The organism is Micromonospora sp. CA-240977 (assembly GCF_050942285.1).
In the GTDB taxonomy this organism is placed as follows: Bacteria; Actinomycetota; Actinomycetes; order Mycobacteriales; family Micromonosporaceae; genus Micromonospora.
In genome coordinates this window covers 5,984,232-6,009,168 of sequence record NZ_CP192055.1, presented here as the reverse complement: position 1 = coordinate 6,009,168, position 24,937 = coordinate 5,984,232, and the positions used below count along the sequence as shown (strand labels likewise).

Sequence of the window (24,937 nt, the reverse complement as noted above, 5' to 3'; positions counted from 1 at the left end):
CGCGCGCACGGGACGATGATGCGACGCCACGCGCGCGCACGGGGTCGAGCGGGCAGTCAGCGGTGGGCCGTACCACCGGAACGACGCTGGCGGCCCCGTTGGGCGCTCAGTGGGATGTCGTGTCGTTGTCGGGTGCGGTGTGTTGCCGGGGAATCGTGGGAGCCGCCGGCCAGGGGATCTCGTCAGCGCGGTGGAAGGTGATCCCGGCGGTGGACCAGCGCGGGCCGTGCCCGGCCAGGCGCTCGCGGAACCCGGCCCAGTCGTGTGCGGCCCGGGGCGACCAGCCCAGCTCGGCGATGGCGGGCAGTCGGGGGAGCAGCAGGTACTCGATGTCGGTGAGCGAGGTGACCGATTCGGTCCACAGCGGGGCCTCCACGCCGAGAACGGCAGTGCTGGGCACGCCCGCGACGTGGGTGCCCGGATCCCAGTCGTACGCCCGGCGCACGTCGATCAGACCGGCCCAGTCGTGCCCGATCGGGGTGTCCTCGGCGTACTTCATGTCCAGGTAGGCGTGGTTGCCGGGGGAGAGGATCAGCCGGGCGCCCCGCTGGACGGCGTCGGCAGTGGCGGGGTCCTTCGCGTCCGTACCCCACCATTGCAGGACCCGCCCGTCGGTGTGCGCCGCCGGGGCGAGCTGGTGCCAGCCCACCACGGTCTTGCCGGTGTCGGCGACGATCCGCTGGGCCCTCTCCACGAACCCGGTGTAGACCGCACCCTTGACCTTGAACGCCTCGTCACCGCCGATGTGCAGCCAGGGCCCCGGGGTGAGGGCGGCGACCTCGCCGAGCACGTCGGCGATGAAGTCGTACGTCCGCTCGTCGGCCGGGTCGACGTAGCTGAAGCCGACCTCGGTGCCGGTGTACGGCGGCGGCGCGAGCTTGTCCGGTGCCAGCTCCGGGTACGCGACCAGCGCCGCGTTGGTGTGGCCGGGTAGGTCGATCTCCGGGACCAGCGTGACGTGTCGGGCGGCCGCGTGGGAGACGATCCGCTGGTAGTCGGCCTTGGTGTAGTGCCCACCGGGGCCGCCGCCGACCTCGGTCGCACCGCCCACGGCTGTCAACTTCGGCCAGGAGTCGACGGCGATGCGCCAACCCTGGTCGTCGGTGAGGTGCAGGTGCAGGTGGTTGAGCTTGTAGCGGGCCAGGTGGTCGATCACCCGCAGGACGTCCTCGACGGCGAAGAAGTGTCGCGCCACGTCGAGCATCGCGCCCCGGTACGGGAAGCGGGGACGGTCCAGGATCGTGCCGCCCGGCAGCGCCCAGTGGGCGACCACCGGCGTCTGGCTCTCCACGGCGGCGGGGAGGAGCTGCCGGAGCGTCTGTACGCCGTAGAAGAGGCCGGTCGTGGTCTCGGCGATGACGCGTACCTCCGCGCCGGTCACGTCGAGCCGGTAGCCCTCCGCCCCGAGGCCAATGCTCCGGTGCGGTGTGGCGGTCGGGTTGGCGGGCGTGGTGGCCAGGGTGAGCATCAGCGTGCCGGTCGGCTCGACGTCGGGTGTGTCGGCGACGGGCAGGGGAAAGCCGGTTGCCGGTCGGAGCAGCTCGGCGAGGTGCTCGGCCACCGCGCGGGCGCCCGGGTGGGCGGTGACCCGGATGGCGGTGTCCCCGGTGACCACGAAGGACGCGCTGGGGTCCGCTTCGACCCGTTCCGGTGCCGGTACGACGTTGTCGAGGCGTACCGGCGGGGCGAGCAGGTCGTCGCCGGCCGCCCGCGCGGCGAGTACGGCCAGGTCGCCGGCCGCCGGCTGGTGCGCGGGCAGCGCGGCCGGCTCGGCGGGGGTGGCCGTCGAGGTCGGCTCGGGGGCGGGGGAGGAGAGCGGAAGGGAGGACACGACGACGGCTCCGGAGGGGTTGTTCGCGTCGGATATGGCAAAAGTGAGCTTCGGCAGAAGCAGTGCCGTCAACAATACGAGGACCGGCCGGGATGCGTGATGGTGCGCGTGGAAGCGTTCCCAAAAACCGGTACGAACACGGATAGTCGTGATGGCTGTGCCAATTGTCACCGAACGGTCCCAGGTCACCCGATGTTCGCTTAACCTTCGCCCACCGATCGGCGTCGACCCCGGGATTACCGGCGGTCCGTCCCGGGGTAGAAAAAAACTGAACCTTCGTTAAGTGTCCATCCGGCGCGTGTGTGGAGGCTTTGGTGGCAACGCAAGAAACCGTCGACCACAAGTACGTCTACGACTTCTCCGAAGGCAACAAGGACCTCAAGGACCTGCTCGGCGGCAAGGGGGCGAACCTCGCCGAGATGACCAACCTCGGCCTGCCCGTTCCCCCCGGCTTCACCATCACCACCGAGGCGTGCCAGGCGTACCTCGCGACGGGACGGGAGCCGGACGGGCTCGCCGGTCAGATCGAGGAGCACCTGGAATCGCTGGAGCGCGCGATGGGCAAACGCCTCGGCGACCCGCAGGACCCGCTGCTGGTCTCCGTCCGCTCCGGCGCCAAGTTCTCCATGCCCGGCATGATGGAGACCGTCCTCAACGTCGGCCTCAACGACCAGAGCGTGGTCGGGCTCTCCGCGCAGGCCGGCGGCAACGACAGGTTCGCCTGGGACTCCTACCGCCGTCTCATCCAGATGTTCGGCAAGACGGTCTGCGAGGTGCCGGGCGAGGAGTTCGAGCACGCGCTCGACCAGGCCAAGAGCGCCAAGGGTACGCACAACGACCTCGACCTGGACGCGGACGACCTGCGCGGGCTTGTCGACGCGTACAAGAAGATCTTTGTGAAGCACACCGGTCGGGAGTTCCCGCAGCAGCCGCGCGAACAGCTCGACCTCGCCATCCGGGCGGTCTTCGAGTCGTGGAACGCCGAGCGCGCGGTGCTCTACCGCCGCCAGGAGCGCATCCCGGCCGACCTCGGCACCGCGGTCAACGTGGTGACAATGGTCTTCGGCAACCTCGGCCCGGATTCCGGCACCGGTGTCGCGTTCACCCGTGACCCGGCAAGTGGCGCGCAGGGCATCTACGGCGACTACCTGGCCAACGCCCAGGGCGAGGACGTGGTGGCCGGCATCCGCAACACGGTGCCCCTCCAGGAGTTGGCGCAGCTCGACCGGACCTCCTACGACGAGCTGCTCGGCATCATGGCCCGGTTGGAGGAGCACTACAAAGACCTCTGCGACATCGAGTTCACAATCGAACGCGGCAAGCTGTGGATGTTGCAGACCCGGGTCGGCAAGCGCACCGCCGCCGCCGCGTTCGTCATCGCCGGGCAACTCGTCGACGAGGGCCTGATCGACCTGGACGAGGCGCTGCACCGGGTCAACGGCGCGCAGCTGGCCCAGCTGATGTTCCCCCGTTTCCAACTCGACCACGAGTTCCAGCCGGTCGCCACGGGCATCGGCGCCTCGCCCGGCGCGGCGTCCGGCACCGTGGTCTTCACGTCCGCGCGGGCCGTCGAGCTGGCCGCCGAGGGGAAGTCGGTGATCCTGGTCCGCCGGGAAACCAACCCGGACGACCTGAACGGCATGATCGCCGCGAAGGGCATCCTCACCTCGCGCGGCGGCAAGACCAGTCACGCCGCCGTGGTGGCCCGGGGCATGGGCAAGACCTGCGTCTCCGGCGCCGACGAGATCGACGTGAACGTGCCGGCGAAGCGGTTCACGGTGGCCGGGCAGACCGTCGGCGAGGGCGACGTGGTCTCCATCGACGGCACCACCGGCAAGGTCTACCTCGGCGAGGTGCCGGTCATGCCGTCCGAGGTGGTGCAGTACTTCGAGGGCAGCCTCGACCCCGAGCACATCGACAATGCGCTGGTCCGGGCCGTACACCGGATCATGACGCACGCCGACGGCAGGCGGCGGCTGGCGGTCCGCACGAACGCCGACACCGGCGCGGACGCGGCCCGGGCCCGGCGCTTCGGCGCGGAGGGCATCGGGCTGTGCCGCACCGAGCACATGTTCCTCGGCGACCGGCGGGAGCTGGTCGAGCGGCTGATCCTGGCCCGCGCCGCAGACGAGCGGGAGGCGGCGCTGAACGCGCTGCTGCCGTTGCAGCGCGCCGACTTCGTGGAGATCTTCCGCGAGATGGACGGGCTGCCGGTCACCGTCCGGCTGATCGACCCGCCGCTGCACGAGTTCCTGCCGCCGTTGGAGCAGCTCGCCGTCAACGTGGCGGTCGCCCAGGAACGCGGCGAGGACGTGGCCAAGGAGGAGGCGCTGCTCGCCGCCGTCCGGCGGATGCACGAGGAGAACCCGATGCTCGGGCTGCGCGGTGTCCGCCTCGGCCTGGTCATCCCCGGCTTGTTCGCGATGCAGGTCCGGGCCATCGCCGAGGCGGCCGTCAGCTGTGCCCGTGGCGGGGGTGTGGCGAAACCGGAGATCATGGTGCCGCTGGTCGGGGCCGTGCAGGAGTTGGAGACGGTCCGCGCCGAGGCCGAGAAGATCATCGCCGAGGTGGTCGGGGACAGCGGGGTCGAGGTGCTGATCGGCACGATGATCGAGGTGCCCCGGGCGGCGCTGACCGCCGGGCAGATCGCCGAGGCGGCGCAGTTCTTCTCCTTCGGCACCAACGACCTGACCCAGATGGGCTGGGGCTTCTCCCGCGACGACGTCGAGGGCGCGTTCTTCTGGCGCTACCTGGAGCTGGGCATCTTCGGCATCTCGCCGTTCGAGTCGATCGACCGCGACGGCGTCGGCCGGCTGGTGCGGATCGCCGCCGAGGAGGGGCGGGCCGCCCGCCCCGGGTTGAAGCTCGGGATCTGCGGCGAGCACGGCGGAGACCCGGACTCGGTGCACTTCTTCCACGAGGTCGGCTTGGACTACGTGTCCTGCTCGCCGTTCCGGGTGCCGGTGGCCCGGCTGGAGGCCGGCCGGGCGGTCGTGGAGACCGGCGGCTCGGACAGCCGTTGACGCGGGCCGGCGGCGGACCGGGGGACCGGCCCGCCGCCGGCGCCGACGATCAGATCGGCGGGCGTCGCCAGGTCGGCCGCGCCGAGCGGCGCAACTGCGTGGGCAGGGTCGCCATCGGGGTACGCACGGCGAGCGGCGCGTGCCCGTCCGGAACCGCTGTGGCGCCGGCACCGCCGACGCGCGTGTCCAACACCGAACCGGTCCGCCGGGCCACCGCCCGAGCCTCCTCGTGCAGCGCCTCCAGATCATCCGCCGCCGACACGGTGACCAGGGTCAGCAGGGCGGTACGCCCCGCCGGGTAGGTCACCACGCAGCCGGCGGTCGTGCAGACCACCGACTCCCGGAACTCACCCCGCCGGACCGTGTCGGCGACCCGGTGACCGAGCCCGAAACTGGCGGCGGCCAGCGCGGCGAGATGGGTGGCGTCGGTGCTGGGCAGGTCGCTGGAGATGAGCAACCCGTCGGTGCCGGCCAGCACCGTCCCGGCGACCTCGGGTCGGCGCCGACGCAGTCCGCGTAGCTCCGTACCCACCACCGTGTCTGCGTCCACGAGCTGCTCCCTTACCGGTCGGGATCTGCGTATCGGTCGGCTCGTCACGTTCCGCGCTGGGAACGCTACCGGTGGCCACCTCCTCCCGCGAGCCCGTAACCCAGGGCGATCGGTCCACAACTCCGGGCCGATCGGCGGTTGTGGACGATTCATCGACGCGTCGGGGGCGCATCGGCCAGCCGGGACGGGCGTAACCTTGGCTCGCTCGCAAACGGCTGATTGCGTACGCCGTCGAACGGGAAAGGTGACTGAATGACCAGCGTCTGGGAGAGCCTCACCGTCGATGCCCGTGATCCGGCCCGACTGGCCCGCTGGTGGGCCGAGGCGCTCGGCTATCAGATCGTCACCGAGAAGCCGGGCGGCGTGGAGATCCGCCAGTCCGCCGATCGGACCCCCGCCCTCTTCTTCGGTCCGGTGACCGAGGGCAAGGAACGCAAGAACCGGCTGCACCTCGACCTGCGCCCCGCCAACCAGGAGGCCGAGGTCGAGCGGCTCGTCGACATGGGCGCCCGGCACGTCGACATCGGCCAGGGTGACGTCGAGTGGACGGTGTTGGCCGACCCGGAGGGCAACGAGTTCTGCGTCCTCCGTGAGCGCGAGGAGTGAGCCGGTTTTGCGAGCCCCGCAGTCGCGAACAGCGGCGGCTGCGTGAGCAGTGAGCCGGGCGCGGCGGACGCGCGGTTGGTGCGGGAGGCGCCCAAGGACACCGGGCACCGCCGGTCACCGTACGAGCGCGACCGGGCCCGGGTGCTGCACTCGGCGGCGTTCCGGCGGCTTGCCACAAAGACCCAGGTGCACACCGCCGGGACGGACGACTTCCTGCGGACGCGGCTGACGCACTCGCTGGAGGTGGCGCAGATCGCCCGGGAGATGGGCGCCCGGTTGGGCTGCGACCCGGACGTGGTCGACGTCGCCGGGCTCGCCCACGACCTCGGGCACCCGCCGTTCGGGCACAACGGCGAGGCCGCGCTGGACCTGCTGGCCACGCCCTGCGGTGGCTTCGAGGGCAACGCGCAGACGTTGCGGGTGCTGACCCGGCTGGAGGCGAAGGTGCTCGCCCCGGACGGGTCGCCCGCAGGCCTCAACCTGACCCGCGCCTCGCTCGACGCGATCGGCAAGTACCCCTGGCCGCGCCGCCCGGGGCAGCGCAAGTTCGGGGTGTACGCCGACGACGCGCCGGTCTTCGGCTGGATCCGGGCCGGTGCGCCCGGCGACCGGCGCTGCCTGGAGGCGCAGGTGATGGACTGGGCCGACGACGTCGCGTACTCGGTGCACGACGTGGAGGACGGCATCCACGGCGGGTACGTCACGCTGGGCCCACTGCTCGCGGACGCGGACGAGCGGGCCGCGCTCTGCGCGGACGTGGCCGCCGCCTACTCCGGCGAGTCCGCGGCCGACCTGGCCGAGGTGCTTGTGGACCTGCTGGCCGATCCGCTGCTCGCCCCGCTCGCCGGGTACGACGGCAGCCACCGCGCCCAGGTCGCGCTGAAGGCCACCACCAGTGGTCTGACCGGTCGGTTCGTGTCGGCGGCGGTGGCCGCCACCGAGGAGCGCTCCGGTCCCGGCCCGCACCGCCGCTACGACGCCGACCTGGTGGTGCCGAGGTTGGTCCGGGCCCAGTGCGCGCTGCTCAAGGGCATCGCCCTGCGGTACGTGATGCGTCGTTCCGGTTTTCGGGGCCGCTACGAACGGCAGCGGACGATGCTCGCCGAGTTGGTGGCCGCGCTGCTCCGGCGCGCGCCGGACGGGCTCGATCCGATCTTCGCCCCGCTGTGGCGGGCGGCCCCGGACGACACCGCCCGACTGCGGGTGGTGATCGACCAGGTCGCCTCGCTCACCGACCCGGCGGCGGTGACCTGGCACACCCGCCTGGCCGGCGGCGGCGCACCGGCGACCGACCACCAGCCAGCTTAGGCTAGCCTAACTGGTATGACGGAGCGCCCCAGGAACGTCACCTCGGTCCACGTGCTGCGCACCGAGCGGCCCACCCCGCACCTGATCCGGCTCGTCCTCGGTGGGGACGAGCTGGCCGGCCTGCCGGTGGGGGAGTTCACCGACCACTACATCAAGCTGGTGTTCCCGCACCCCGGCGTCGCGTACCCGCACCCGTTGGACCTCGCCGCGATCCGCCGGGACCTGCCCCGGGAGCAGTGGCCCCGGCTGCGCGCGTACACCGTGCGGCGGTGGGACCCGCTGGCCGAGGAGCTGACAGTGGACGTGGTACACCACGGCGACGAGGGGTTGGCCGGCCCGTGGGCCGCCGCGCTGCGTCCGGGTGACCCGGTGCACTTCGTCGGCCCCGGCGGGGCGTACGCGCCGAGCCCGGACGCGGACTGGCACCTGCTGGTCGGCGACGAGAGCGCCCTGCCGGCGATCGCCGCCGCGTGTGAGCGGCTGCCGCTTGGCGCGCCGGCGCACGTCTTCGTGGAAATCGCCGACCCGGCGGACGAGCAGAAGCTGCTCAGCCCCGGCGCGGTCGAGCTGACCTGGGTGCACCGGGGCGACCGCCCGGTGGGCGCGGCGCTGGTCGCGGCGGTACGGGCGTTGGAGTTCCCGGCCGGTCAGGTGCACGCGTTCGTGCACGGGGAGGCGGCCTTCGTCCGGGACCTGCGCCGGCTGCTGCGCGGCGAGCGGGGGATACCCCTCGACCGGCTCTCCATCTCCGGCTACTGGCGGCGCGGCATGGACGACGAGGGCTGGCGCTCCACCAAGGCCGACTGGAACAGCCAGGTGGCAGCCGAGGAGGCCGCCGCCGCCTGAGCGCCGGTCAGCCCTCGGGCGTCTGGTTCGCCTGGCCGGCCCGGGCCAGTCGCCGGCTGACCAGGACGGCATACCCGACGACCGCCAGGGCGAGCAGCGACAGCATCAGCCTTGGTTGGTGCACCGTCGTGGTGATCAGCGAGACCGAGACCACCCCGTACACGGCGATCGCCAACCGGGCCGCGCTCGGCCGGGTCCAGAGCCAGTACAGGGCAAGACCACAGAGCGTCCAGATCACCATCGATGCGCCGAGCAGCAGCCGCAGCTCCAGCGGCAGGTGGTTGGCGTTGTCGTCGACCAGCCGGACCACCTGGCCGAGCGCCCAACCGAGCAGCAGCAGCGCACCGCCGAGCGGAATGTGCAGGTAGCTGTACGCCTGCCCGCCGCGCAGCCGACGCTGGAGCAGGCGGGTGGTGACGAACGTGGTGTAGACCCACCAGACGGCCGCCGGGATCAGGAAGGCCAACGCGGCGGTGAGGATCATGTGTGGCGGGGGATGGTCCGGCACGGCGAAGAGCAGGCTGGCCAGCGCGCTGCCCAGCACGATGATGGTGAACTGGCCGATCCGTTCCGGCAGGTGCCGGTTGTCCACCGGCCAGCGGTTGAGCCAGCGCACCCCGACCCAGGGGGTGGCCAACTCGATGATCATCGCGACCACCCACAGCACCGGGCGCAGCTGGCTGGGCACGGTCAGCGACACCAGCCAGAGCAGCCAGCCCGACCCGAAGCCGATCAGGTAGACCGTCGTCACCATCCGGGCCATCGGGCTGGTGGGACGGGCGCGCAGGTACAGCAGGAGCAGCACACCCCGCACGATCAGGTACCCGATGGGCAGCAGCACGCTCTCCGGCACCTCGTCGACCCCGAGCGTCATCGCGCCCGCGCCGACCAACGCGACGAGCACCAGCAGGCGGTGCAGCGCGTCGTCCGGGTCGAACCGGGTGTCGTAGTAGACCTGCCCCAGCCAGGCCCACTGGATCACCACGAAGAGCCCGATCACGGCCAGCACGGCGCTCGGTGACGGGCTCGGCTCGTTGCCCAGCCGGGCCACCACCGCCGCCAGCGCGTACACGAAGATCAGGTCGAGGAAGAGCTCCAGCCAGGTGGCGTGCCGGTGGCCGGCCTCGTCGGCCTGCGGGGCCAGTCCGCGTAGCCCCATCCGGCTGGCCAGCCAGTGCGGCACGTGGGCGGCTCCGGCCCGTACCCTGCGCATCTGGTCATGGTCCCCGGGCGGGCCCGGCTGGCGGGGCGGAACCGGCGAGCCGGTCGGTGCGGGGCGGGGTCGCCGGCGCGGCCGGTGCTCCCGCGACGGCGCCGCCTTCAGCCGAGGTTGGTCCAGGCCGACCAGGGGCCGCCGGCGGTGGTCCGCCGCGTGCTGTAGAGCGCGCCGTTGCCGCCGACGACGAAGACCTGGAGGCGTCCGTCGGCGTTGGCGGAGCCGACGGGTAGGCGACCAGGCCGGTGCGCCGGATCGGCTTGAAACTCGACAGGTCACCCGCGGTGTTGAAGCCCAGTTCGCCAAGATTGCTCCTCGCGTACGGGTTCCGGACGGTTTCGCCATCCCTGTTGAACGAATAGACGTACGCGCCCTTGCCGTGGTCGTTCCGGTCCGCCCAGAACGCGAACAGCTCCATGTGCCCCGGGCGCACCATGGCGTCGCCGGGCTGCCAGTCGTCCCTGCTGCCCAGCGTGCACCAGCGGGAGTTGGCCCCCTCGAAGTCGCCGGTGACGTAGCTGGTGTTCAGGTGCCAGGCCATCGACACCAGGCCGGAGCAGTCGCGCCGGTACGTCCCGTCCCCGTCCAGGTCGCTGACCCACGGGCCGGTCTGCGTGTACGTGATGCCGCGCCGCACCCAGTCCTGGACGCGGGACAGCACCTCGTGGCGACTGATCGGGCCCTCGATCTCGGAGGCGGAAGCGTGACTGCCCAACTCTTCCCTTCGGGTGGATGAGTGCCGGGTGCTGACGACCAGCCGGAATGCATCGAGACCCTTGGCTGGAACTGATACCGCCGGTTAAGATCCGCGACGCAGGCGTCACCGTGGGTTCCGTCCGCAGTGGTCGGTCCCAGGTGGTCCTGCTGTGCGGTTGTCGGCCGGCAACCTTCCCTTCGGATGAGGACACGAGAGCCGTGGCACCGCTGAGTGGTGTCTAGTGCTGTTCGGCGGTGGCTGGCTGGGGAGACCCTCGCAGCCGGATCCGGTAGCGAATCTGAACGGATTCTTGACAGCTTGGGCGGCCCGCTTCCGGGCCGTGTAGGCACTACGGGCGCGGGGGCGAAGCCGTGGAACTACGTATATTGGGTGACCTGCAGGTTGTGGTCGACGGGCGACCGGTGGAGCTGGGTCCGCCGAAGCAGCGACTGGTGTTCGCCGCTCTCGCCGTCGACGCGGGTCGAAGCGTGCCGATCGAGGCCCTTGTCGACCGGGTCTGGGACGAGACGCCGCCCGCCGACGCACGCGGCGTGCTGTACACCTACCTCACCCGCATCCGGCGGATCCTGGCCACCGCTCGGTCCGCCGAGACGGTGCCGATCACCGTGGGTCGCAGTCAGACCGGCTATCTGCTCGCCGCCGACCCGGACCGGGTGGACCTGTACCGGCTGCGCCGCCTCGCCGAGCAGGCCCAGGGCCTGCCCGCCGAGCATCCGGACCGGCCGGCCCTGCTCCGTGCGGCGATCGACCTGTGGCGCGGGGAGCCCCTCGACGGTCTGCCCGGCGACTGGGCGTCCCGGGTCCGGGAGGGGCTGCGTCAGCAGCTCACCCGGGTCCTGCTCGACTGGGCCGACAGCGAGATCAGCCATGGTCGCCCCGGCCCGGTCACCGAGCGGCTCACCCTGGCCATGGACCGAAGCCCGCTCATCGAGCCGCTGGCGCTGAGCCTGATGCGGGCCCTCTACTTCAACGGACGTCGAGCCGAGGCGCTCGAGCTGTACGCCCGGACCCGCGCCCGGCTCGCCGACGACCTGGGGATCGACCCGGGCGCGGACCTCCAGGACCTGCACCGGGAGATCCTGCGCGGCACGGTGCGGCCACCGGCGGCGCTGGCCACCGCGGCCCCGACGCCGGGCCCGGCGCAGCCGCCAGCCGTCGTGCCGACGCCGGTCGAGACCGAACCGGAGCCACCGCAGCCCACCGGCGGGGGGCCCGGCTGCCAACTCCCGGCCGACCTGCCCGACCATGTCGGCTGCGAGTCGGAGATCGCCCGCGCGCTGAGCGTGTTGCAACCCGACGGCCGGCGTGCCGAGGGCACCGCCGCGCCCGTGCTGATCCTCTCCGGCCCGGGTGGGGTCGGGAAGACGGCACTCAGCATCCGACTGGCGTATCTGCTGCGGCACGCGTACCCGGATGGTCAGATCTTCGTCACCCTCAGTGGTCGCGGCCGGGACCCGGGGGAGGCGGTCGACCGGGTGCTGCGGGCCCTCGGCGCCACCAACATCCACCAGCTGCCCACGCTGCCGGACAAGCTCGGGCAGTACCGGTCCATGCTGAGCGGGCGGCGCTTCCTCATCGTGCTCGACTCGGCGGTCAGCGCCGAGGAGGTCCGGCCCCTGGTGCCCGGCGGCCCCGGCAGCGCCCTGATCGTGTCCAGCCGGGCCCGGCTGACCACCGTTGCCGGCGCCGAACACATCGACGTGCCGCTGCTGGACCAGGCCGACTCGATCCACCTGTTGGATCGCATCATCGGGCCGGACCGGGTGGCGGCGGAGCCGGAGGCGACCGACGCGCTTGTCGAGATGTGCGCGGGGCTGCCCCTCGCCCTTCGGATCGTCGGCGCGCGGATCGCGGCGCGACCGCACCGCCGGATCGGCCGCCTGGCCGAGCGGATGCGGGACGAACGTGGTCGGCTCGACGAGATGGCCGCGGACGGGTTGGCCGTGCGGGTCAGCGTCGGCGTCGGCTACCAGGCGCTCGACCCTGCGGCCCGACGGGCGTTCCGGCTGCTCGGCTTCCTCGGGGTGCCGAGCTTCGCGGAGTGGCTGGTGGCGGCGCTCATCGGCGGCTCGGTGGACGATGCCGAAGAGCTGTTGGAGCAACTCGCCGACGCCCGGCTGGTGACCGCGCTGCCCGACCCGACGCACCGGCTGCTCCGCTACCACATACACGACCTGGTCCGACTGTTCGCCTGGGAACGCGCCGTCGAGGAGGACGCCGACGGCGCCCTGCGCGCCGCTGTGGCCCGGGTCCTGGCAACGGCCACCGACCTGGGGGAACGGCTCAACCAACGGCAGCCGTACGCCGTTCCGCCGCTCTACCGGCAGCGGCCGCAGCCGGTGGACGTGCCGACGGTTCCGCTCCCGGCGGACCACCAGCTGCCCGGCTGGCTGGAGGTCGAGGCGTCGACACTGATCGTCGCTGTGGAGCGGGCCGCGGAGCTGGGTATGGACGTGGCGGCGTGCGCGCTGGCGGACGCGTTGGTCTACGCGTCCTTCGCGGTCCGCAACGACTTTGTCGGCTGGGGGCGTACCCACGCGGCGGCGTCCGCGGCGGCCCGGGCCGCCGGGAACGCCGTCGGCGAGGCGGTGATCGCCTGTGGCATCGCGCTGCTGCGCTACAAGGAGGACCGGTTCGTCGAGGCCGAGGAGAATTTCCGGAGCGCCATCGAGCTGTTCGAGGCGGCCGGTCACGAGCACGGGTCGGCGGCGGCGCGCAGCGGGCTCGGCGCCGTGCTGCGCGAGGTCGGCCGGCACCGGGAGGCCGTCCCGTTGTTGACCGCGGCGGCCGACGTGCTGAACCGGATCGGCGGCGACAACGCGGCCGCGCACGCCACCTACGGGATCGGGCACTGCCTGCGCGAGCTGGGCGACGACGGTGAGGCGGTGCGCCTCATCGGCCGAGCCATGGACGCCTACCGGGCGCTCGGTCACGTCCGCGGCGAGGCCATCGCCGCCCGGGGGATCGGCCTCGTGCACCGGGCCCGGGGTGAGCTGGACGACGCGCAGCGCTGGTGCGTCCAGGCCCACGAGCTGATCGTGGCGAGCGGTGACGAGCTGCTCGCCTGCTACACCGAGCAGGCGCTGGCGAAGGTGTGGTTCCGGCAGGGCGACGTGGGTCGGGCACTGGCACCGTTGGAGCGCAGCCTGGCGACGTGCCGCCGACTGAATGACCGGTTCGGCACGGCGCTGGTCCAGCGAACCGTCGGTGAGCTGCACCTGGCGGCTGGGCGGCCGGAGGCTGCCCTGGAGGCCCTCCGGCTGGCCCATGACGGCTGGGTCGAGCTGCACCACGATCTCGGCGCGGCACGTACCCTGCGCGACCTCGGCGCGGCGTACGCCGCGTTGGGTGACGTCGAGTCGGCGCACCGGGTGTGGGAGACCGCCGCGGCTACCTTCGGGCGGCTCGGCACCCGGGAGGCCCGCGAAGCGCCGGGCTGGCACGAGCGGTGGCGGTGCGGGTGCGCCGCGACATCCCTGGTGGGCCCGACAGTGACCGGTGCGCAGCTGGTCTGAGAGGCCGGCGACCTCCGCTTCCAGGTTTCGTCAAGACCAACCCCAGGTCGCCTGCCTAGCGTCGGACCAGCACCGGGCACCGCCCCGGACGGCAGTCCGACGAGAGGGAGAAACGATCATGACGATTCGACGCGGTGGCGTGTGCCTGGTGGCGGCGGTGGCGCTGGCCCTGCCGGCGGCCGGATGCGCGCACGACGAGCGGACCGGCGGCGCGGCGAATGCTCCCACGCCGACCTCGCCGGTCGCCGCGCCGGAACCGACCGCTCCCGGGCCGCAGACGACCGCCACGACCTCCGGCGTCCCCGCGCCGCCGGCTTCCGCCTCGGCCCGACCCGGCGCGGGCGCCGGGCGGGCGGTCGACCCGGCCCCGACCACCACCGGGCCGAGCGGTCCCGACGACCGACCGGTCGCCGACACCCCGTCCTGCCGCCCGGAGGCCCTGCTCGCGGCCACCAAAGCGGCCCTGACCGGGCAGACCGTGCAGGACGTGGCGGTGTTCTCCTGCCGCAACGGTTACGCCCGGCTGAGGGCTGTCGCCCCGCAGCCGGCGGAGATCCCCGACAGCCAGGTGTTCCTGCACCAGGACGCCAAGGGCTGGCGGGTCGTCGCGCGTGCCTCGGCAGCCACCGACTGCGGCGACACGGGCCTCAGCGCCGCCGTCCAGACGGCCTGCGCCGGCCTGGCCTGACCGTGCGGGGGCCGGCACGCGGGCCGGAACCGCCCCGCCGGCAGCGGTGGCCGCCACACCGGCATCCCCCGGCCGGCGTGTCGTCGGTCCGGCAGGGCAGGATGTACGCCGAGGGGGTGGCGCATGGCTGGGCGGATCCGGGACGAGGACATCGCACTGGTCCGGGAACGCACCTCGATCGGGGATGTGATCTCCGAGACGGTCACCCTCAAGTCCGCCGGTGGCGGCAACCTGAAGGGCCTGTGCCCGTTCCACGACGAGAAGAGCCCGTCGTTCAACGTCTCCCCGGCCCGTAACGTCTGGTACTGCTTCGGCTGTGGGGCAGGCGGCGACGCCATCAAGTTCCTGATGGACGCCGACCACCTCAGTTTCGTGGAGTCCGTCGAGCGGCTGGCCGGCCGCGCCGGCATCCAGCTGCGCTACATCGAGGACGACAAGGGCACCCCGCGCCCCCGCCCGCAGCAGGGTCAACGGCAACGCCTGGTCGCCGCGCACGCCGCCGCTGTCGAGTTCTACCGGGCGCAGCTCAGCACGGCCGGGGCCCGGCCGGCCCGGGAGTTCCTTGCCAAACGGGGCTTCGACCGGGCCGCCGCCGAGCGTTACGGCTGTGGCTTCGCGCCGGAGGGCTGGGACCTGCTCACCAAGCACCTGCGCCAGCAGGGTTTCACCCACCAGGAGCTGGTCACCGCCGGGCTGTCCCGGGAGTCCCGCTCCGGCACCCTGATCGACAGGTTCCGCCGTCGGCTGCTCTGGCCGATCCGCGACCTCGCCGGTGACGTGATCGGCTTCGGTGCGCGCAAGCTCTTCGACGACGACGACGGCCCGAAGTACCTGAACACCCCCGAGACGCCGATCTACAAGAAGTCGCACGTGCTCTACGGCATCGACCAGGCCAAGCGGGAGATCGCCAAGCAGGGCCGGGCGGTCATCGTCGAGGGTTACACCGACGTGATGGCCTGCCACCTCGCCGGCGTGACCACGGCGGTGGCGACCTGCGGCACCGCGTTCGCCGCGGACCACATCTCCGTCCTGCGGCGGCTCCTGTTCGACAGCGACGAGGTGGCCGGCGAGATCATCTTCACCTTCGACGGTGACGCCGCCGGTCAGAAGGCCGCGCTGCGCGCCTTCGAGGACGATCAGCGGTTCGTCGGGCGTACCTTCATCGCGGTCAGCCCGGACAACATGGACCCGTGCGACCTGCGGCTGGCCAAGGGTGACCTGGCGGTGCGGGACCTGGTCGCCCGGCGGGAGCCGCTTGTCGACTTCGCGCTGCGGCACGTGATCGGCCGCTTCGACCTGGACACCGTCGACGGCCGGGTCGAGGCCATGCGCCACGCCGCGCCGCTTGTCGCGCGCCTCAAGGACCGGGAGAAGCGCCCGGAGTACGTCCGCAAACTCGCAATGGACCTGGGGATGGAGATCGAGCCGGTGCAGCGGGCGGTGCTCGCCGCCGCCAACACCCCGCCGCCCGGCACCCGCGACGCCGTCTCCGCCCGGCCCGCCTCGGCTCGCCCCGAGCCGGCCCTGGACAGCCCGCAGTCGATGGTCGAGCGGGAGGCGCTGAAGCTCGCCCTCCAGCAGCCGGTCCTGGCCGGGCCCATGTTCGACGCTGTCGAGTCGACCGAATACCGCCACCCGGTGCACGTCGCGGTGCGGACCGCCATCGCGGCGGCCGGTGGGGCCGCGTCGGCGACCGGCGGCGCGGTGTGGATCGAGTCGGTCCGGGACGCCTGCGACGATCTGGCCGCGGCGGCGCTGGTCGGCGAGTTGGCGGTGGAGCCGCTGCGCATCGACGGCGAACCGGACCCGCGCTACGTGTCGATCACCATGGCGCGGGTGCAGTTCGGGTCGGTGACCGCCCGCATCCGGGACCTCAAGTCGCGCATCCAGCGGATCAACCCGGTCAACAACAAGGACGAGTACTTCGCCGCCTTCGGTGAGCTTCTGTCCCTGGAGCAGCACGCCCGGGCGCTGCGCGAGCAGGCTGCGGGAGGCCTCTAGATGGGACTGTTCAGCCGCAAGCCGAAGCTGCCACCGGCCGACCGGCCGCCGCTGGCCCCCGACGAGCGGGTGCTGGCCTGGGCGGCTGCCGGCAACGGCGAGGGCGACGGGGTGGTGGTCGCCAGCAACCTCGGGCTGTGGCTGCCCGGTCGGGGGCACCGGCTCGGCTGGCACACCATCCTCAAGGCGGTCTGGTCCGGCCGGGAGTTGGCCGTCACGCCCGCCGAGACCCTCGTCGAACGCGACGGCTACACGGTGGTCGCCGACGGCCCGACCGAGACCTACCTCCTGCTCGACCCGGGTGAGCTGCCGCACCAGGTGCGGGCGCGGGTGACCCGTTCGGTCGCGTACACCGAGCACCAGCCGGTGCCCGGCGGCGCGGCGCGGGTCGCGGCCCGCCGCGTGGCCGGGGCCGACGGTCTCACCTGGACGGTCCGACTCGACCCGGGCACCCCGGCGGACGACGAGGCCCTGCTCGCCGAGACCGACCGCCTGGTCGGCGTGGCCCGCGCCGCCACCGCCCCCGGCGACCTCTGATCCGAGCTGCGGTCCGGCCGGGCCGGGGCGAAAGTGAATGGGGCGTGTCGGACCTGGCCGCTAGGGTCGGGCGGTGACTTCGCGGCGGCCACTGATTCAGGCGCGGGGGCTGGTGAAGCGGTTCGGCGACTTCACCGCCGTCGACGGCATCGATGTCGAGGTGCGTGCGGGCGAGGCGTTCGGGTTCCTCGGGCCCAACGGCGCGGGCAAGTCCTCCACCATGCGGATGGTTGGTTGCACCTCGCCGCCCAGCGGGGGTGAGCTGCGTATCCTCGGCATGGATCCGGTCGCCGACGGGCCCGCGATCCGAGCCCGGCTGGGGGTGTGCCCCCAGCTGGACAATCTCGACCCGGAGCTGACCGTCCGGGAAAACCTGACGGTCTACGCGCGCTACTTCGGCATCGCCCGCCGGGCGGCCCGGGCGCGGGCCGACGAGTTGCTCGACTTCGTCCAGCTCACCGAGCGGGCCGACAGCAAGGTCGAGCCGTTGTCCGGTGGGATGAAGCGCCGGTTGACGATCGCCCGCGCGCTGGTAAACGATCCGGAGATCGTGCTGCTCGACGAGCCGACCACCGGGCTCGACCCGCAGGCCCGGCACCTGGTGTGGGAGCGGCTGTTCCGGCTCAAGCGGCAGGGCGTCACGCTGGTGCTGACCACGCACTACATGGACGAGGCCGAGCAGCTCTGCGACCGGCTGGTGGTGATGGACGGCGGGCGGATCGTCGCCGAGGGCTCGCCCCGGGCGCTCATCGAGCGACACTCCACCCGGGAGGTGGTCGAGTTGCGTTTCGCCGCCGAGTCGCAGGAGCCGTTCGCCGGCAAGCTCGACGGCCTGGGGGAGCGGGTCGAGGTGCTGCCCGACCGGGTGCTGCTCTACGTGTCCGACGGCGACGCGGCGGTCGCCGAGGTCGCCGCGGCGGGGCTCGACCCGGCAAACGTGCTGGTGCGGCGCAGCGGCCTGGAGGACGTCTTCCTGCACCTGACCGGCCGCACCCTTGTCGACTGACCGGATGTGCCGCGTATCGACCCTGGCCCGCCAAGATCCACTCGGCATCCTGAAAGCCGGGGTGACGCGGCGGGGCGGACGGCCCAGTTTCCTGACATCCGAGTCGATCACGCGGAGGGCAAGGGGCCTGGGCGCACGGCTGGCGGCCCACGCGACGGGATAAGGCGGGCGACAAGTCCACGGGGCCGTCGTAGGGTGACCGCCGGCCTGTCGTACCCCGAAGGAGCTTCATGTCTGATCTGGTGACCGCCAACCGGCGTCAGGCCGGGCTGACCGCCCTCTATCTGGGCGTCTTCGCGATGGTCTGGTTCAGCGTGCCGGCGGCGGAGCAACCGCTGCGCGCCCTGCTCGTGGTGGGCAGCATCGTCGCACTGCTCACCGCCGTGCTGGGCGGGGTGCTGGCGGCCCGCCTCCGTGGCGTCGGCAGCCCTCGGGACCGGGCGGCCGACCGTCCGTACCTGCTCATCGTCGTCGCCGAGTTCGCCGCCGCCGGGCTGGGCGCCGCCGTGCTGGTCGCCGCCGACTGGACGGAGTACGTCCCGGTGCTGGTCTGCCTGGTGGTCGGTCTGCACTTCTTCCCGCTCGCCCCGCTGCTGCGCGACCCACTGCTTCGTCCGCTCGGTGGCGCGCTGTGCCTGGTGGCGGCGGCGGGGCTCGTCACCGGCCTCGCCTCGGCGGTCTCCGCCGGTCTGGTGGTCGGCGTCGGCGCGGGCGTGCTGCTGCTCGGTTACGCGGTGCAGGCGCTGGTCCGCGCGCACCGGCCGGCCTGACCGCCGAGGTCGACCCCGGTCCGGTCGTCGAGCGTGCGGCGGCAACCGGTCCCGCGTGCCGAGCTGCCGACGGTGACCGCTCAACGGGCTCTGGCCCAGGTGAGGAAGCGATCGGTCAGCCGGTCCTGTCCTCCGATGTCCCCGGCCGCCTCCTCGAGCACCGTGGCGAGGTAGATGAGCAGGCCGATCCGATCCTCGCGGTACTCACCGAGCAGCGCCAGACGGGCCGGCGAGCAGGGCCACGCCGCGCCACAGACCCGGCAGCGCCAGGACGGGCGGGCCGCCACGTGCGGGCGGTACCGGGGCATCAAAGTTCGCTGCCGTCACGAGCCGACCAGGTGAGCACTGGGGTACCTCCATCGAGTCGGTGGGGAGCGCCCCGGATCGGGGGTCACGGGACGCTCCCGGCCTGGTTCCGCCCGCCGTCCGATCCCGTGAGCGGTTCCGCTGCGTGACAGTCTGGTGAGGACCCGACTACCGTGGGAGGTTCCGCGCGCCGACGACCAGGGCGTACGGCGATCGGCCCGGCACGGTACGAGGATGTACGGGGGTTGTCCGTGGAGAGTTCGTCCATGCTGGAGCACTTCGCCGAGGAGCTGCGGCTGGCCCGGGCCGCCAGTGGGATGTCACAGGCGGCCCTGGCGGAGGCGCTGAGCTATTCCGGGGCCCTGGTCGCCAAGGTGGAGACATCCGAACGCCGGCCGAGTCTGGACTTCGCCCGCCGGTGTGACGTCGTGTTCGGAGCCGACGGTCGGTTCGAACGCATCCAGCGGCGGATCAGCCGGGAGGCCGTGGTGCCGTGGTTCCGCGACTGGGCCGGCGTCGAGCAGGAAACCACGGCGTTGCGCTCGTTCGAGCCGCTGTGTGTGCCAGGCCTCTTGCAGACCGAGGGGTACGCCCGCGCACTATTGACCGGTGGCGGCTTGTTCGCGGCGGACGAGGTCGAGCAGCAGGTGGCAACCCGGCTGGACCGTCAGAGGCTGCTCACCCGAGACCGGCCTCCGCTGCTCACTGCCGTGATCGACGAGCACGTGCTGCGCCGATCTGTCGGTGGGCCGGAAGTCATGCGCGAGCAAACTCAGCACCTCGTGAAGCTCGGCACGGCGTTCCCGAGGGTCCGAATCCAGGTAGTGCCGACCCCTGCAGGTGCTTACGCTGGCCTCGGGGGACCGTTCGTGATCGCAAGCTCGGCGCAGGGGGAGGACCTCGTCTATCTCGCTGGACAGCGGCACGGGCAGGTCATTGACCGCGCCGAGTACGTCCGTCAGATGGTCGAGGTGTGGGAGTCGATCCGGGGTGAGGCACTATCGCACGGGCAGTCCCTCGATCTCATGGCGGAAGTGGCGGAGACATGGATTTAACCGGTGCCCGGTGGCGCAAGAGCATTCGTAGCGGCCCGGATGGCGGCAACTGCGTGGAGGTGGCCGACAACCTCCCCGGGCTGGTCGCTGTCCGCGACTCGAAGGACCCGATCGGTCCGGTGCTGGTCTTTCCGCCCGACGCGTGGCGCGCGTTCGTCGAGTCCGACGCCGTCGGCCGTTAGCTGGCGGCCACGCGGCTGATCCGAGACTCCTAGCTGGGGACTGACGAACGGCCGTGAACTCGGCTGGCCCGCCAGGTGGATCCGCTGAGGAGCGGTATACCTCAGAGGTATGAATATGACTCTGAGGTATACCGCTCAATGTCGCATCCGGCCCGACGACGGTTGCCGACGGTGACCGGCCGAGCCACACCCCGTCGGTCCACAGGTCGGTGTCCCCGGCCGGACCTCCCGGGCGACTGGTTGCGGCCGGAGCCAGCGAGCCTCGCAGCGGCCCCGCGAACCACACCTGCGCCACGGCGACTCCGCTGCGCCCGCAGTCCCGGCCAGGGTCAGGGCCTATTCGTCTGGATCGACTCGGCTTTCTGGAAGTCGGGGCATCGGGGTGGCTCCGACACCGCGACATCCGGAAAACCGAGTTGATCAATGCGGTCAAACCCGGGCGACACGTCGGCGGGGTCGTCGTAGGGTGACCGGCGACCTGTCGTACCCCGGGGGTAGGAAGGTCGGGACGGGGGTGGTCGCGGTGAGTGTGGCGGGGCGGGCGCGGTTGCCGTGGGTGCCGGCGTGGGCGGTGTTCGAGCACTACCTGGTCGGTCTGCGACGCACCTGGCGGGCCGGGGTGTTCTCCTCGTTCCTGCTGCCGGTGCTGACCGTCCTCGGGTTCGGGCTGGGCGTCGGCGCCTACATCGACCAGGGTGTCGGTGGGGTGCGTTACCTCGACTGGTTGGTTCCCGGGCTGATCGCCTCGACCGCGCTCCAGGTGACAGTCGGTGACTCGACCTGGCCGGTGTTCAGCAACTTCCAGTGGGTCAAGACCTACTTCGCGCAGGGCGCGTCACCGCTGCGGGTCCGTGACATCGTGGCCGGTCACCTGGCCTTCGTGCTGTTCCGGGTGCTCACCACGATCGTGGCGTTCCTGCTGGTCACCGGGCTGTTCGGGGCGTTGCGGTCGCCGTGGGCGGTGGCCACCCTGCCGGTGGTGGCGTTGCTCGGGCTGGCCGTCGCCGCGCCGACCTTCGCGTACGCGGCGTCGGTGTCTGGCGACAACTGGCTCGCCATGCTGTTCCGGTTCGCGGTCATCCCGATGACGCTCTTCGCCGGGGTGTTCTTCCCGGTCGAGTCGTTGCCCGACGCGCTGCGCTGGCTGGCGTACGTCACGCCGTTGTGGCACGCCGTGGACCTGTGCCGCGCGGCCACGCTCGGCGTTGCCCCGCAGTCATCGATCGTCGGGCACCTGCTCTACCTGGCGGCCTGGGCGGTGGCCGGCTGGTTGCTGGCGGTGCGGGCGTTCCGTCGCAAGCTCGTCGTCTGACGACCAAGCAGAGAGGCTGTCGTGGTCACGCTGATCCTGCCCCGGCTGGTCGACGTCTCGGCCGCGTCCCGGCGGTCCGCGTCGGTGCTGGGGCGCAACGTCGCGGCACTGAAGCCGGTCTACTGGCTGCTGCTGCTCTCCGGTTTCGTGGAGCCGCTGCTCTACCTGCTCTCCATCGGCGTGGGCGTCGGCACGCTCGTCGGTGACCTGCCGCTGCCCGACGGGCGGCTGGTGTCGTACGCCGGGTTCGTGGCCCCGGCGATGCTCGCCTCCTCGGCGATGACCGGGGCGCTCTCGGAGACCACCTTCAACTTCTTCGGCAAGCTGAAATACCTGAAGCTGTACGACGGGATGATCGCCACCCCGGTGCGGCCGTTCGAGATCGCCCTCGGTGAGCTGGGTTGGGCGATGCTGCGGGGCAGCGCCTACTCGGCCGCCTTCCTCGGGATCATGGTCGCGCTGGAGCTGACAAGCGTCACCCGGGCGCTGGCCACCCTCCCGGCCGCGGTGCTCGTCGGGTTCGCGTTCGGGGCGCTCGGCATGGCGATCGCCACCCTCCTGCGCAGTTGGCAGGACTTCGACCTGATGGCCTCCGCGCAGTTCACGCTCTTCCTCTTCTCGGGCACGTTCGTGCCGGCGCAGACCTACCCGACAGTGCTGCACTGGCTGATCGAGATCACTCCGCTGTACCGGTCGGTGCACCTGATCCGCGGGGTCGCGCTGGGCGGCGGTAGCTGGGTCGGGCTGCTCGACGTGCTCTACCTGCTGGCGATGATGACGGTCGGCCTGCTGGTGGCCGCGCGCCGGATGGGCAGGTTGCTCTACCAGTAGGGGTTACCGGCGCCCGTCGACGGGGCATGTCGGAGGTGACACTTTCGACGACGAGGAGGGGCGATGACCTCGGACGAGCCTGCCGCCCGCCGGGCGCGCGCCGACGCCAGCGCGCCGGTCGGGCCCGACGCGGGGCCGGACAGCCCCACCGATCTGCCCGGCAGCGGCTGGAAGGCGGCGCTGCGGCGTACCGTCACCGAATTCCAGGACGACAGCCTGACCGACTGGGCGGCGGCGCTCACCTACTACGGGGTGCTCTCCATCTTCCCCGGCCTGCTGGTGCTGATCTCGATCCTCGGTCTGCTCGGCACGAGCGCCACCGAGGGGGTCAAGGACACCGTCAACCAGGCGGTGCCGAACGACAGCGTCCAGAAGATCATCGAGGACGCGATCACCCAGGCGGACGGTGCCGGCGGGCTGGCCAGCATCGCCGCGATCATCGGTGTGCTTGCCGCGTTCTGGTCCGCCTCGGGTTACATCGGCGCGTTCATGCGCGCCTCGAACACCATCTACGACGTGCCGGAGGGCCGGCCGATCTGGAAGACGCTGCCGATCCGCCTCGGTGTGACAGCGGTGATCGGGGTGCTGCTGCTGGCCAGCGCGGTGATCGTGGTCTTCACCGGCCGCCTCGCCGAAGCGGTGGGGGACGTCGTCGGCCTCGGCGCGACCGCTGTCACGGTGTGGGACATCGCCAAGTGGCCGGTGCTGCTGATCCTGGTCAGCCTGATGTTCGCGATCCTCTACTGGGCCTCACCGAACGCCCGGCACGGCGGGTTCCGCTGGGTCAGCCCGGGTGGGGTGCTGGCCGTGATCATCTGGCTGGTGATCTCCGGCCTGTTCGCCTTCTACGTGAGCAACTTCGGCTCGTACAACAAGACGTACGGGGCGCTGGCCGGGGTGATCATCTTCTTGGTCTGGCTCTGGCTGAGCAACATCGCGATCCTGCTGGGCGCCGAGTTCGACGCGGAGCTGGAGCGCGGTCGGGCCATCTCGGCCGGGCACGATCCCGACGACGAGCCGTACGTCGAGCTGCGCGACGACCGCAAGCTCCGCAAGAAGCGCAACTCCGCCGGCCGCCGCTGACAACCCCGCGACCGACCGCCCCGCCACCGGAGATCGGCTGGCGGGGCGGTTTCGTGTCCATCGATGAAACTGGCGGCGAGCGGACGCGGGCGGCCCGTGATCCTTTTCTTGATCGACTAGTAGCTTTTGTTCTTTCGGACAAAAGTTCATCTCAGAACGGTTGAAGCTCTGGACATGCGGTGCGGAGCGCTCCTACTGTGTCGGACACAACACTTCGACATTGCGTCGATGTGAACGATGCCAATGAAGAGGTGACCCCCCGGTGCGCACCGTCGACCCCCTGCACGTACGACTGTTGCGGTTGCTCCGCGACGAGGGGGCCGTCTCCCGGGCCGAGTTGGGCGACCGACTCCAGATGCCGCGTCCGCGCATGCTGGCCGAACTGGATCGCCTGGTCGCGCTGGGTTACGTCGCCGAGGCGGGGCTCGCCGCCTCCCGGGGCGGGCGACGCTCGACCCTGGTCGAGCTGAACCCGAAGCTGCGCTTCGCCGCTGTCGACCTCGGCGCCAGCTCGATGGACATCGAGGTGGTGAACGGTCGACTCGAACCGGTCGCCCAGTACGCCGAGCCGGCCGACATCCGCAACGGACCGAAGGTGACCCTGCAACGGGTCAACGAGCTGCTGCACAAGGCCCGGGTCGACGGCGCGTACGAGCGGTTGGACGCGGTGGGCATCGGCGTTCCCGGCCCGGTCAGCTTCCGGGACGGCGTTCCGGTCTCGCCGCCGATCATGCCGGGCTGGGACCGGTACCCGGTGCGCGAGCTGCTCAGCCGGGAGCACGGCTGCCCGGCGGTGGTCGACAACGACGTCAACATCATGGCGATCGGTGAGCGGCACGGTGGGGTCGCCCACTCGGTGGACGACTTCCTCTTCGTGAAGATCGGCACCGGCATCGGGTGCGGCATCTACCTCACCGGCGAGGTCTACCGGGGCACTGACGGCTGCGCCGGCGACATCGGCCACATTCAGGTCGACTCGCACGGTCCGATGTGCTCCTGTGGCAACGTCGGCTGCCTGGAGGCGCTGTTCAGCGGCGCCGCCCTGGCCAAGGACGCCGCAGCCGCCGCCCGCAGTGGGACGTCGCCGGCGCTGGCCGAGCGGCTGGCCCTGCGGGGTGTCGTCACCGCGCTGGACGTCGCCGAGGGCGCCGTCGAGGGCGACGTGACCTGCATCCAGCTCATCCGCGACGGCGGACGACGGGTCGGTGGCGTGCTCGCCGGCCTCGTCAGCTTCACCAACCCGTCGATGATCGTGATCGGCGGTGGGCTGGCCCAGTTGGGGCACATCCTGCTCGCCGAGATCCGCAGCGTGGTCTACCGCCGGTCCCTGCCGCTGGCCACCGGCAACCTGCCCGTCGTGCTGTCCGAGCTTGGTGGACGGGCCGGTGTCACAGGCGCGGCGGTGCTCGCCGGTGACGTCGCCTTCGGAGAAGCCGCATGAACCTGACCGAAATCCTGTCGTGAGCGAGGAGGAGACTGTGGCTCTGCCCGAGGATGACCCCGCCACCGCGTCGGCCGAGGCCGTCGCCGAGGCACCGCTGGTCGAGGCTCCC

21 protein-coding genes are annotated in these 24,937 nt (G+C 71.8%); 16 read left to right on the top strand and 5 right to left on the bottom strand.

All coding sequences use genetic code 11. The features are described from left to right. Window positions 1-106 precede the first annotated feature (106 nt). Window positions 107-1,831 (bottom strand): beta-N-acetylhexosaminidase, encoded by a 1,725-nt coding sequence (locus ACQPWW_RS27110; RefSeq protein WP_433126437.1) that lies wholly within the window; start codon window positions 1,829-1,831, stop codon window positions 107-109. A 314-nt stretch (window positions 1,832-2,145) separates the two neighbouring features. Between ACQPWW_RS27110 and ppdK the strand changes: the two genes are divergently transcribed. After that, window positions 2,146-4,854 (top strand): pyruvate, phosphate dikinase, encoded by a 2,709-nt coding sequence (gene ppdK, locus ACQPWW_RS27105; protein ID WP_433126435.1) that lies wholly within the window; start codon window positions 2,146-2,148, stop codon window positions 4,852-4,854. Between the two features lie 49 nt (window positions 4,855-4,903). Here the strand turns inward: ppdK and ACQPWW_RS27100 are convergent, their stop codons facing one another. Further along, window positions 4,904-5,404: a roadblock/LC7 domain-containing protein gene (locus ACQPWW_RS27100; RefSeq protein ID WP_433126433.1), complete on the bottom strand. Its 501-nt coding sequence runs from the start codon at window positions 5,402-5,404 to the stop codon at window positions 4,904-4,906. Window positions 5,405-5,656: 252 nt separating this feature from the next. On the opposite strand from ACQPWW_RS27100, the gene ACQPWW_RS27095 reads away from it, so the two are divergent. Genes ACQPWW_RS27095 through ACQPWW_RS27085 form a run of 3 tightly spaced genes read left to right on the top strand, consistent with a single transcriptional unit; the run spans window position 5,657 to window position 8,164 of the window. Continuing rightward, window positions 5,657-6,010 (top strand): VOC family protein, encoded by a 354-nt coding sequence (locus ACQPWW_RS27095; protein ID WP_433126432.1) that lies wholly within the window; start codon window positions 5,657-5,659, stop codon window positions 6,008-6,010. A gap of 42 nt (window positions 6,011-6,052) precedes the next feature. Next, window positions 6,053-7,318 carry a deoxyguanosinetriphosphate triphosphohydrolase gene (locus ACQPWW_RS27090; protein WP_433126430.1) on the top strand — a complete coding sequence of 422 codons (1,266 nt, stop codon included), beginning with the start codon at window positions 6,053-6,055 and terminating at the stop codon, window positions 7,316-7,318. Between the two features lie 15 nt (window positions 7,319-7,333). Next, window positions 7,334-8,164 carry a siderophore-interacting protein gene (locus ACQPWW_RS27085; protein ID WP_433126429.1) on the top strand — a complete coding sequence of 277 codons (831 nt, stop codon included), beginning with the start codon at window positions 7,334-7,336 and terminating at the stop codon, window positions 8,162-8,164. A 7-nt stretch (window positions 8,165-8,171) separates the two neighbouring features. Here the strand turns inward: ACQPWW_RS27085 and ACQPWW_RS27080 are convergent, their stop codons facing one another. Next, entirely contained in the window at window positions 8,172-9,377 is a 1,206-nt protein-coding gene (locus ACQPWW_RS27080; protein ID WP_433126427.1) for a low temperature requirement protein A, read from the bottom strand. Window positions 9,378-9,381: 4 nt separating this feature from the next. Continuing rightward, the gene (locus tag ACQPWW_RS27075) at window positions 9,382-10,095 is read right to left on the bottom strand and encodes a hypothetical protein (protein ID WP_433126426.1); all 714 of its coding nucleotides are present in this window, start codon (window positions 10,093-10,095) and stop codon (window positions 9,382-9,384) included. 353 nt (window positions 10,096-10,448) lie between these two features. Between ACQPWW_RS27075 and ACQPWW_RS27070 the strand changes: the two genes are divergently transcribed. The 6 genes from ACQPWW_RS27070 to ACQPWW_RS27045 all read left to right on the top strand — a co-directional run bounded on the left by ACQPWW_RS27070 (window position 10,449) and on the right by ACQPWW_RS27045 (window position 18,615). Next, window positions 10,449-13,613, top strand: coding sequence for an AfsR/SARP family transcriptional regulator (locus ACQPWW_RS27070; protein ID WP_433126424.1), 3,165 nt, complete (start codon window positions 10,449-10,451; stop codon window positions 13,611-13,613). A 118-nt stretch (window positions 13,614-13,731) separates the two neighbouring features. Beyond that, window positions 13,732-14,301 carry a hypothetical protein gene (locus ACQPWW_RS27065; protein WP_433126423.1) on the top strand — a complete coding sequence of 190 codons (570 nt, stop codon included), beginning with the start codon at window positions 13,732-13,734 and terminating at the stop codon, window positions 14,299-14,301. 123 nt (window positions 14,302-14,424) lie between these two features. Then, window positions 14,425-16,302, top strand: a complete 1,878-nt coding sequence (gene dnaG, locus ACQPWW_RS27060; RefSeq protein ID WP_433126421.1) for a DNA primase — start codon at window positions 14,425-14,427, stop codon at window positions 16,300-16,302. Next, on the top strand, window positions 16,303-16,839 hold the full coding sequence (locus tag ACQPWW_RS27055; RefSeq protein ID WP_433126419.1) for a hypothetical protein: 537 nt from the start codon (window positions 16,303-16,305) through the stop codon (window positions 16,837-16,839). A gap of 73 nt (window positions 16,840-16,912) precedes the next feature. Beyond that, window positions 16,913-17,845 carry an ABC transporter ATP-binding protein gene (locus ACQPWW_RS27050; RefSeq protein ID WP_433126418.1) on the top strand — a complete coding sequence of 311 codons (933 nt, stop codon included), beginning with the start codon at window positions 16,913-16,915 and terminating at the stop codon, window positions 17,843-17,845. 230 nt (window positions 17,846-18,075) lie between these two features. Continuing rightward, entirely contained in the window at window positions 18,076-18,615 is a 540-nt protein-coding gene (locus tag ACQPWW_RS27045; RefSeq protein WP_433126417.1) for a hypothetical protein, read from the top strand. An 80-nt stretch (window positions 18,616-18,695) separates the two neighbouring features. Here ACQPWW_RS27045 and ACQPWW_RS27040 read toward each other — a convergent pair whose 3' ends face one another. Beyond that, window positions 18,696-18,923 (bottom strand): flavin reductase, encoded by a 228-nt coding sequence (locus tag ACQPWW_RS27040; RefSeq protein ID WP_433126415.1) that lies wholly within the window; start codon window positions 18,921-18,923, stop codon window positions 18,696-18,698. A gap of 264 nt (window positions 18,924-19,187) precedes the next feature. On the opposite strand from ACQPWW_RS27040, the gene ACQPWW_RS27035 reads away from it, so the two are divergent. The 6 genes from ACQPWW_RS27035 (at window position 19,188) to ACQPWW_RS27010 (ending at window position 24,825) form a co-directional block, all read left to right on the top strand. Beyond that, a complete protein-coding gene (locus ACQPWW_RS27035) occupies window positions 19,188-19,976 on the top strand; it encodes a helix-turn-helix domain-containing protein (protein WP_433126414.1) in 789 nt (262 codons plus the stop codon). Continuing rightward, window positions 19,967-20,158, top strand: a complete 192-nt coding sequence (locus ACQPWW_RS27030) for a DUF397 domain-containing protein (RefSeq protein ID WP_433126413.1) — start codon at window positions 19,967-19,969, stop codon at window positions 20,156-20,158. Before ACQPWW_RS27035 ends, ACQPWW_RS27030 begins: the two co-directional genes overlap by 10 nt. 514 nt (window positions 20,159-20,672) lie before the next feature. Next, on the top strand, window positions 20,673-21,470 hold the full coding sequence (locus tag ACQPWW_RS27025; RefSeq protein WP_433134591.1) for an ABC transporter permease: 798 nt from the start codon (window positions 20,673-20,675) through the stop codon (window positions 21,468-21,470). Window positions 21,471-21,491: 21 nt separating this feature from the next. Further along, window positions 21,492-22,301: an ABC transporter permease gene (locus tag ACQPWW_RS27020; protein ID WP_433126412.1), complete on the top strand. Its 810-nt coding sequence runs from the start codon at window positions 21,492-21,494 to the stop codon at window positions 22,299-22,301. Window positions 22,302-22,364: 63 nt separating this feature from the next. Then, window positions 22,365-23,384, top strand: coding sequence for a YihY/virulence factor BrkB family protein (locus tag ACQPWW_RS27015; protein ID WP_433126411.1), 1,020 nt, complete (start codon window positions 22,365-22,367; stop codon window positions 23,382-23,384). Between the two features lie 262 nt (window positions 23,385-23,646). Beyond that, complete coding sequence (locus tag ACQPWW_RS27010) at window positions 23,647-24,825, top strand: ROK family protein (RefSeq protein ID WP_357815607.1); 1,179 nt, start codon at window positions 23,647-23,649, stop codon at window positions 24,823-24,825. Window positions 24,826-24,937 lie beyond the last annotated feature (112 nt).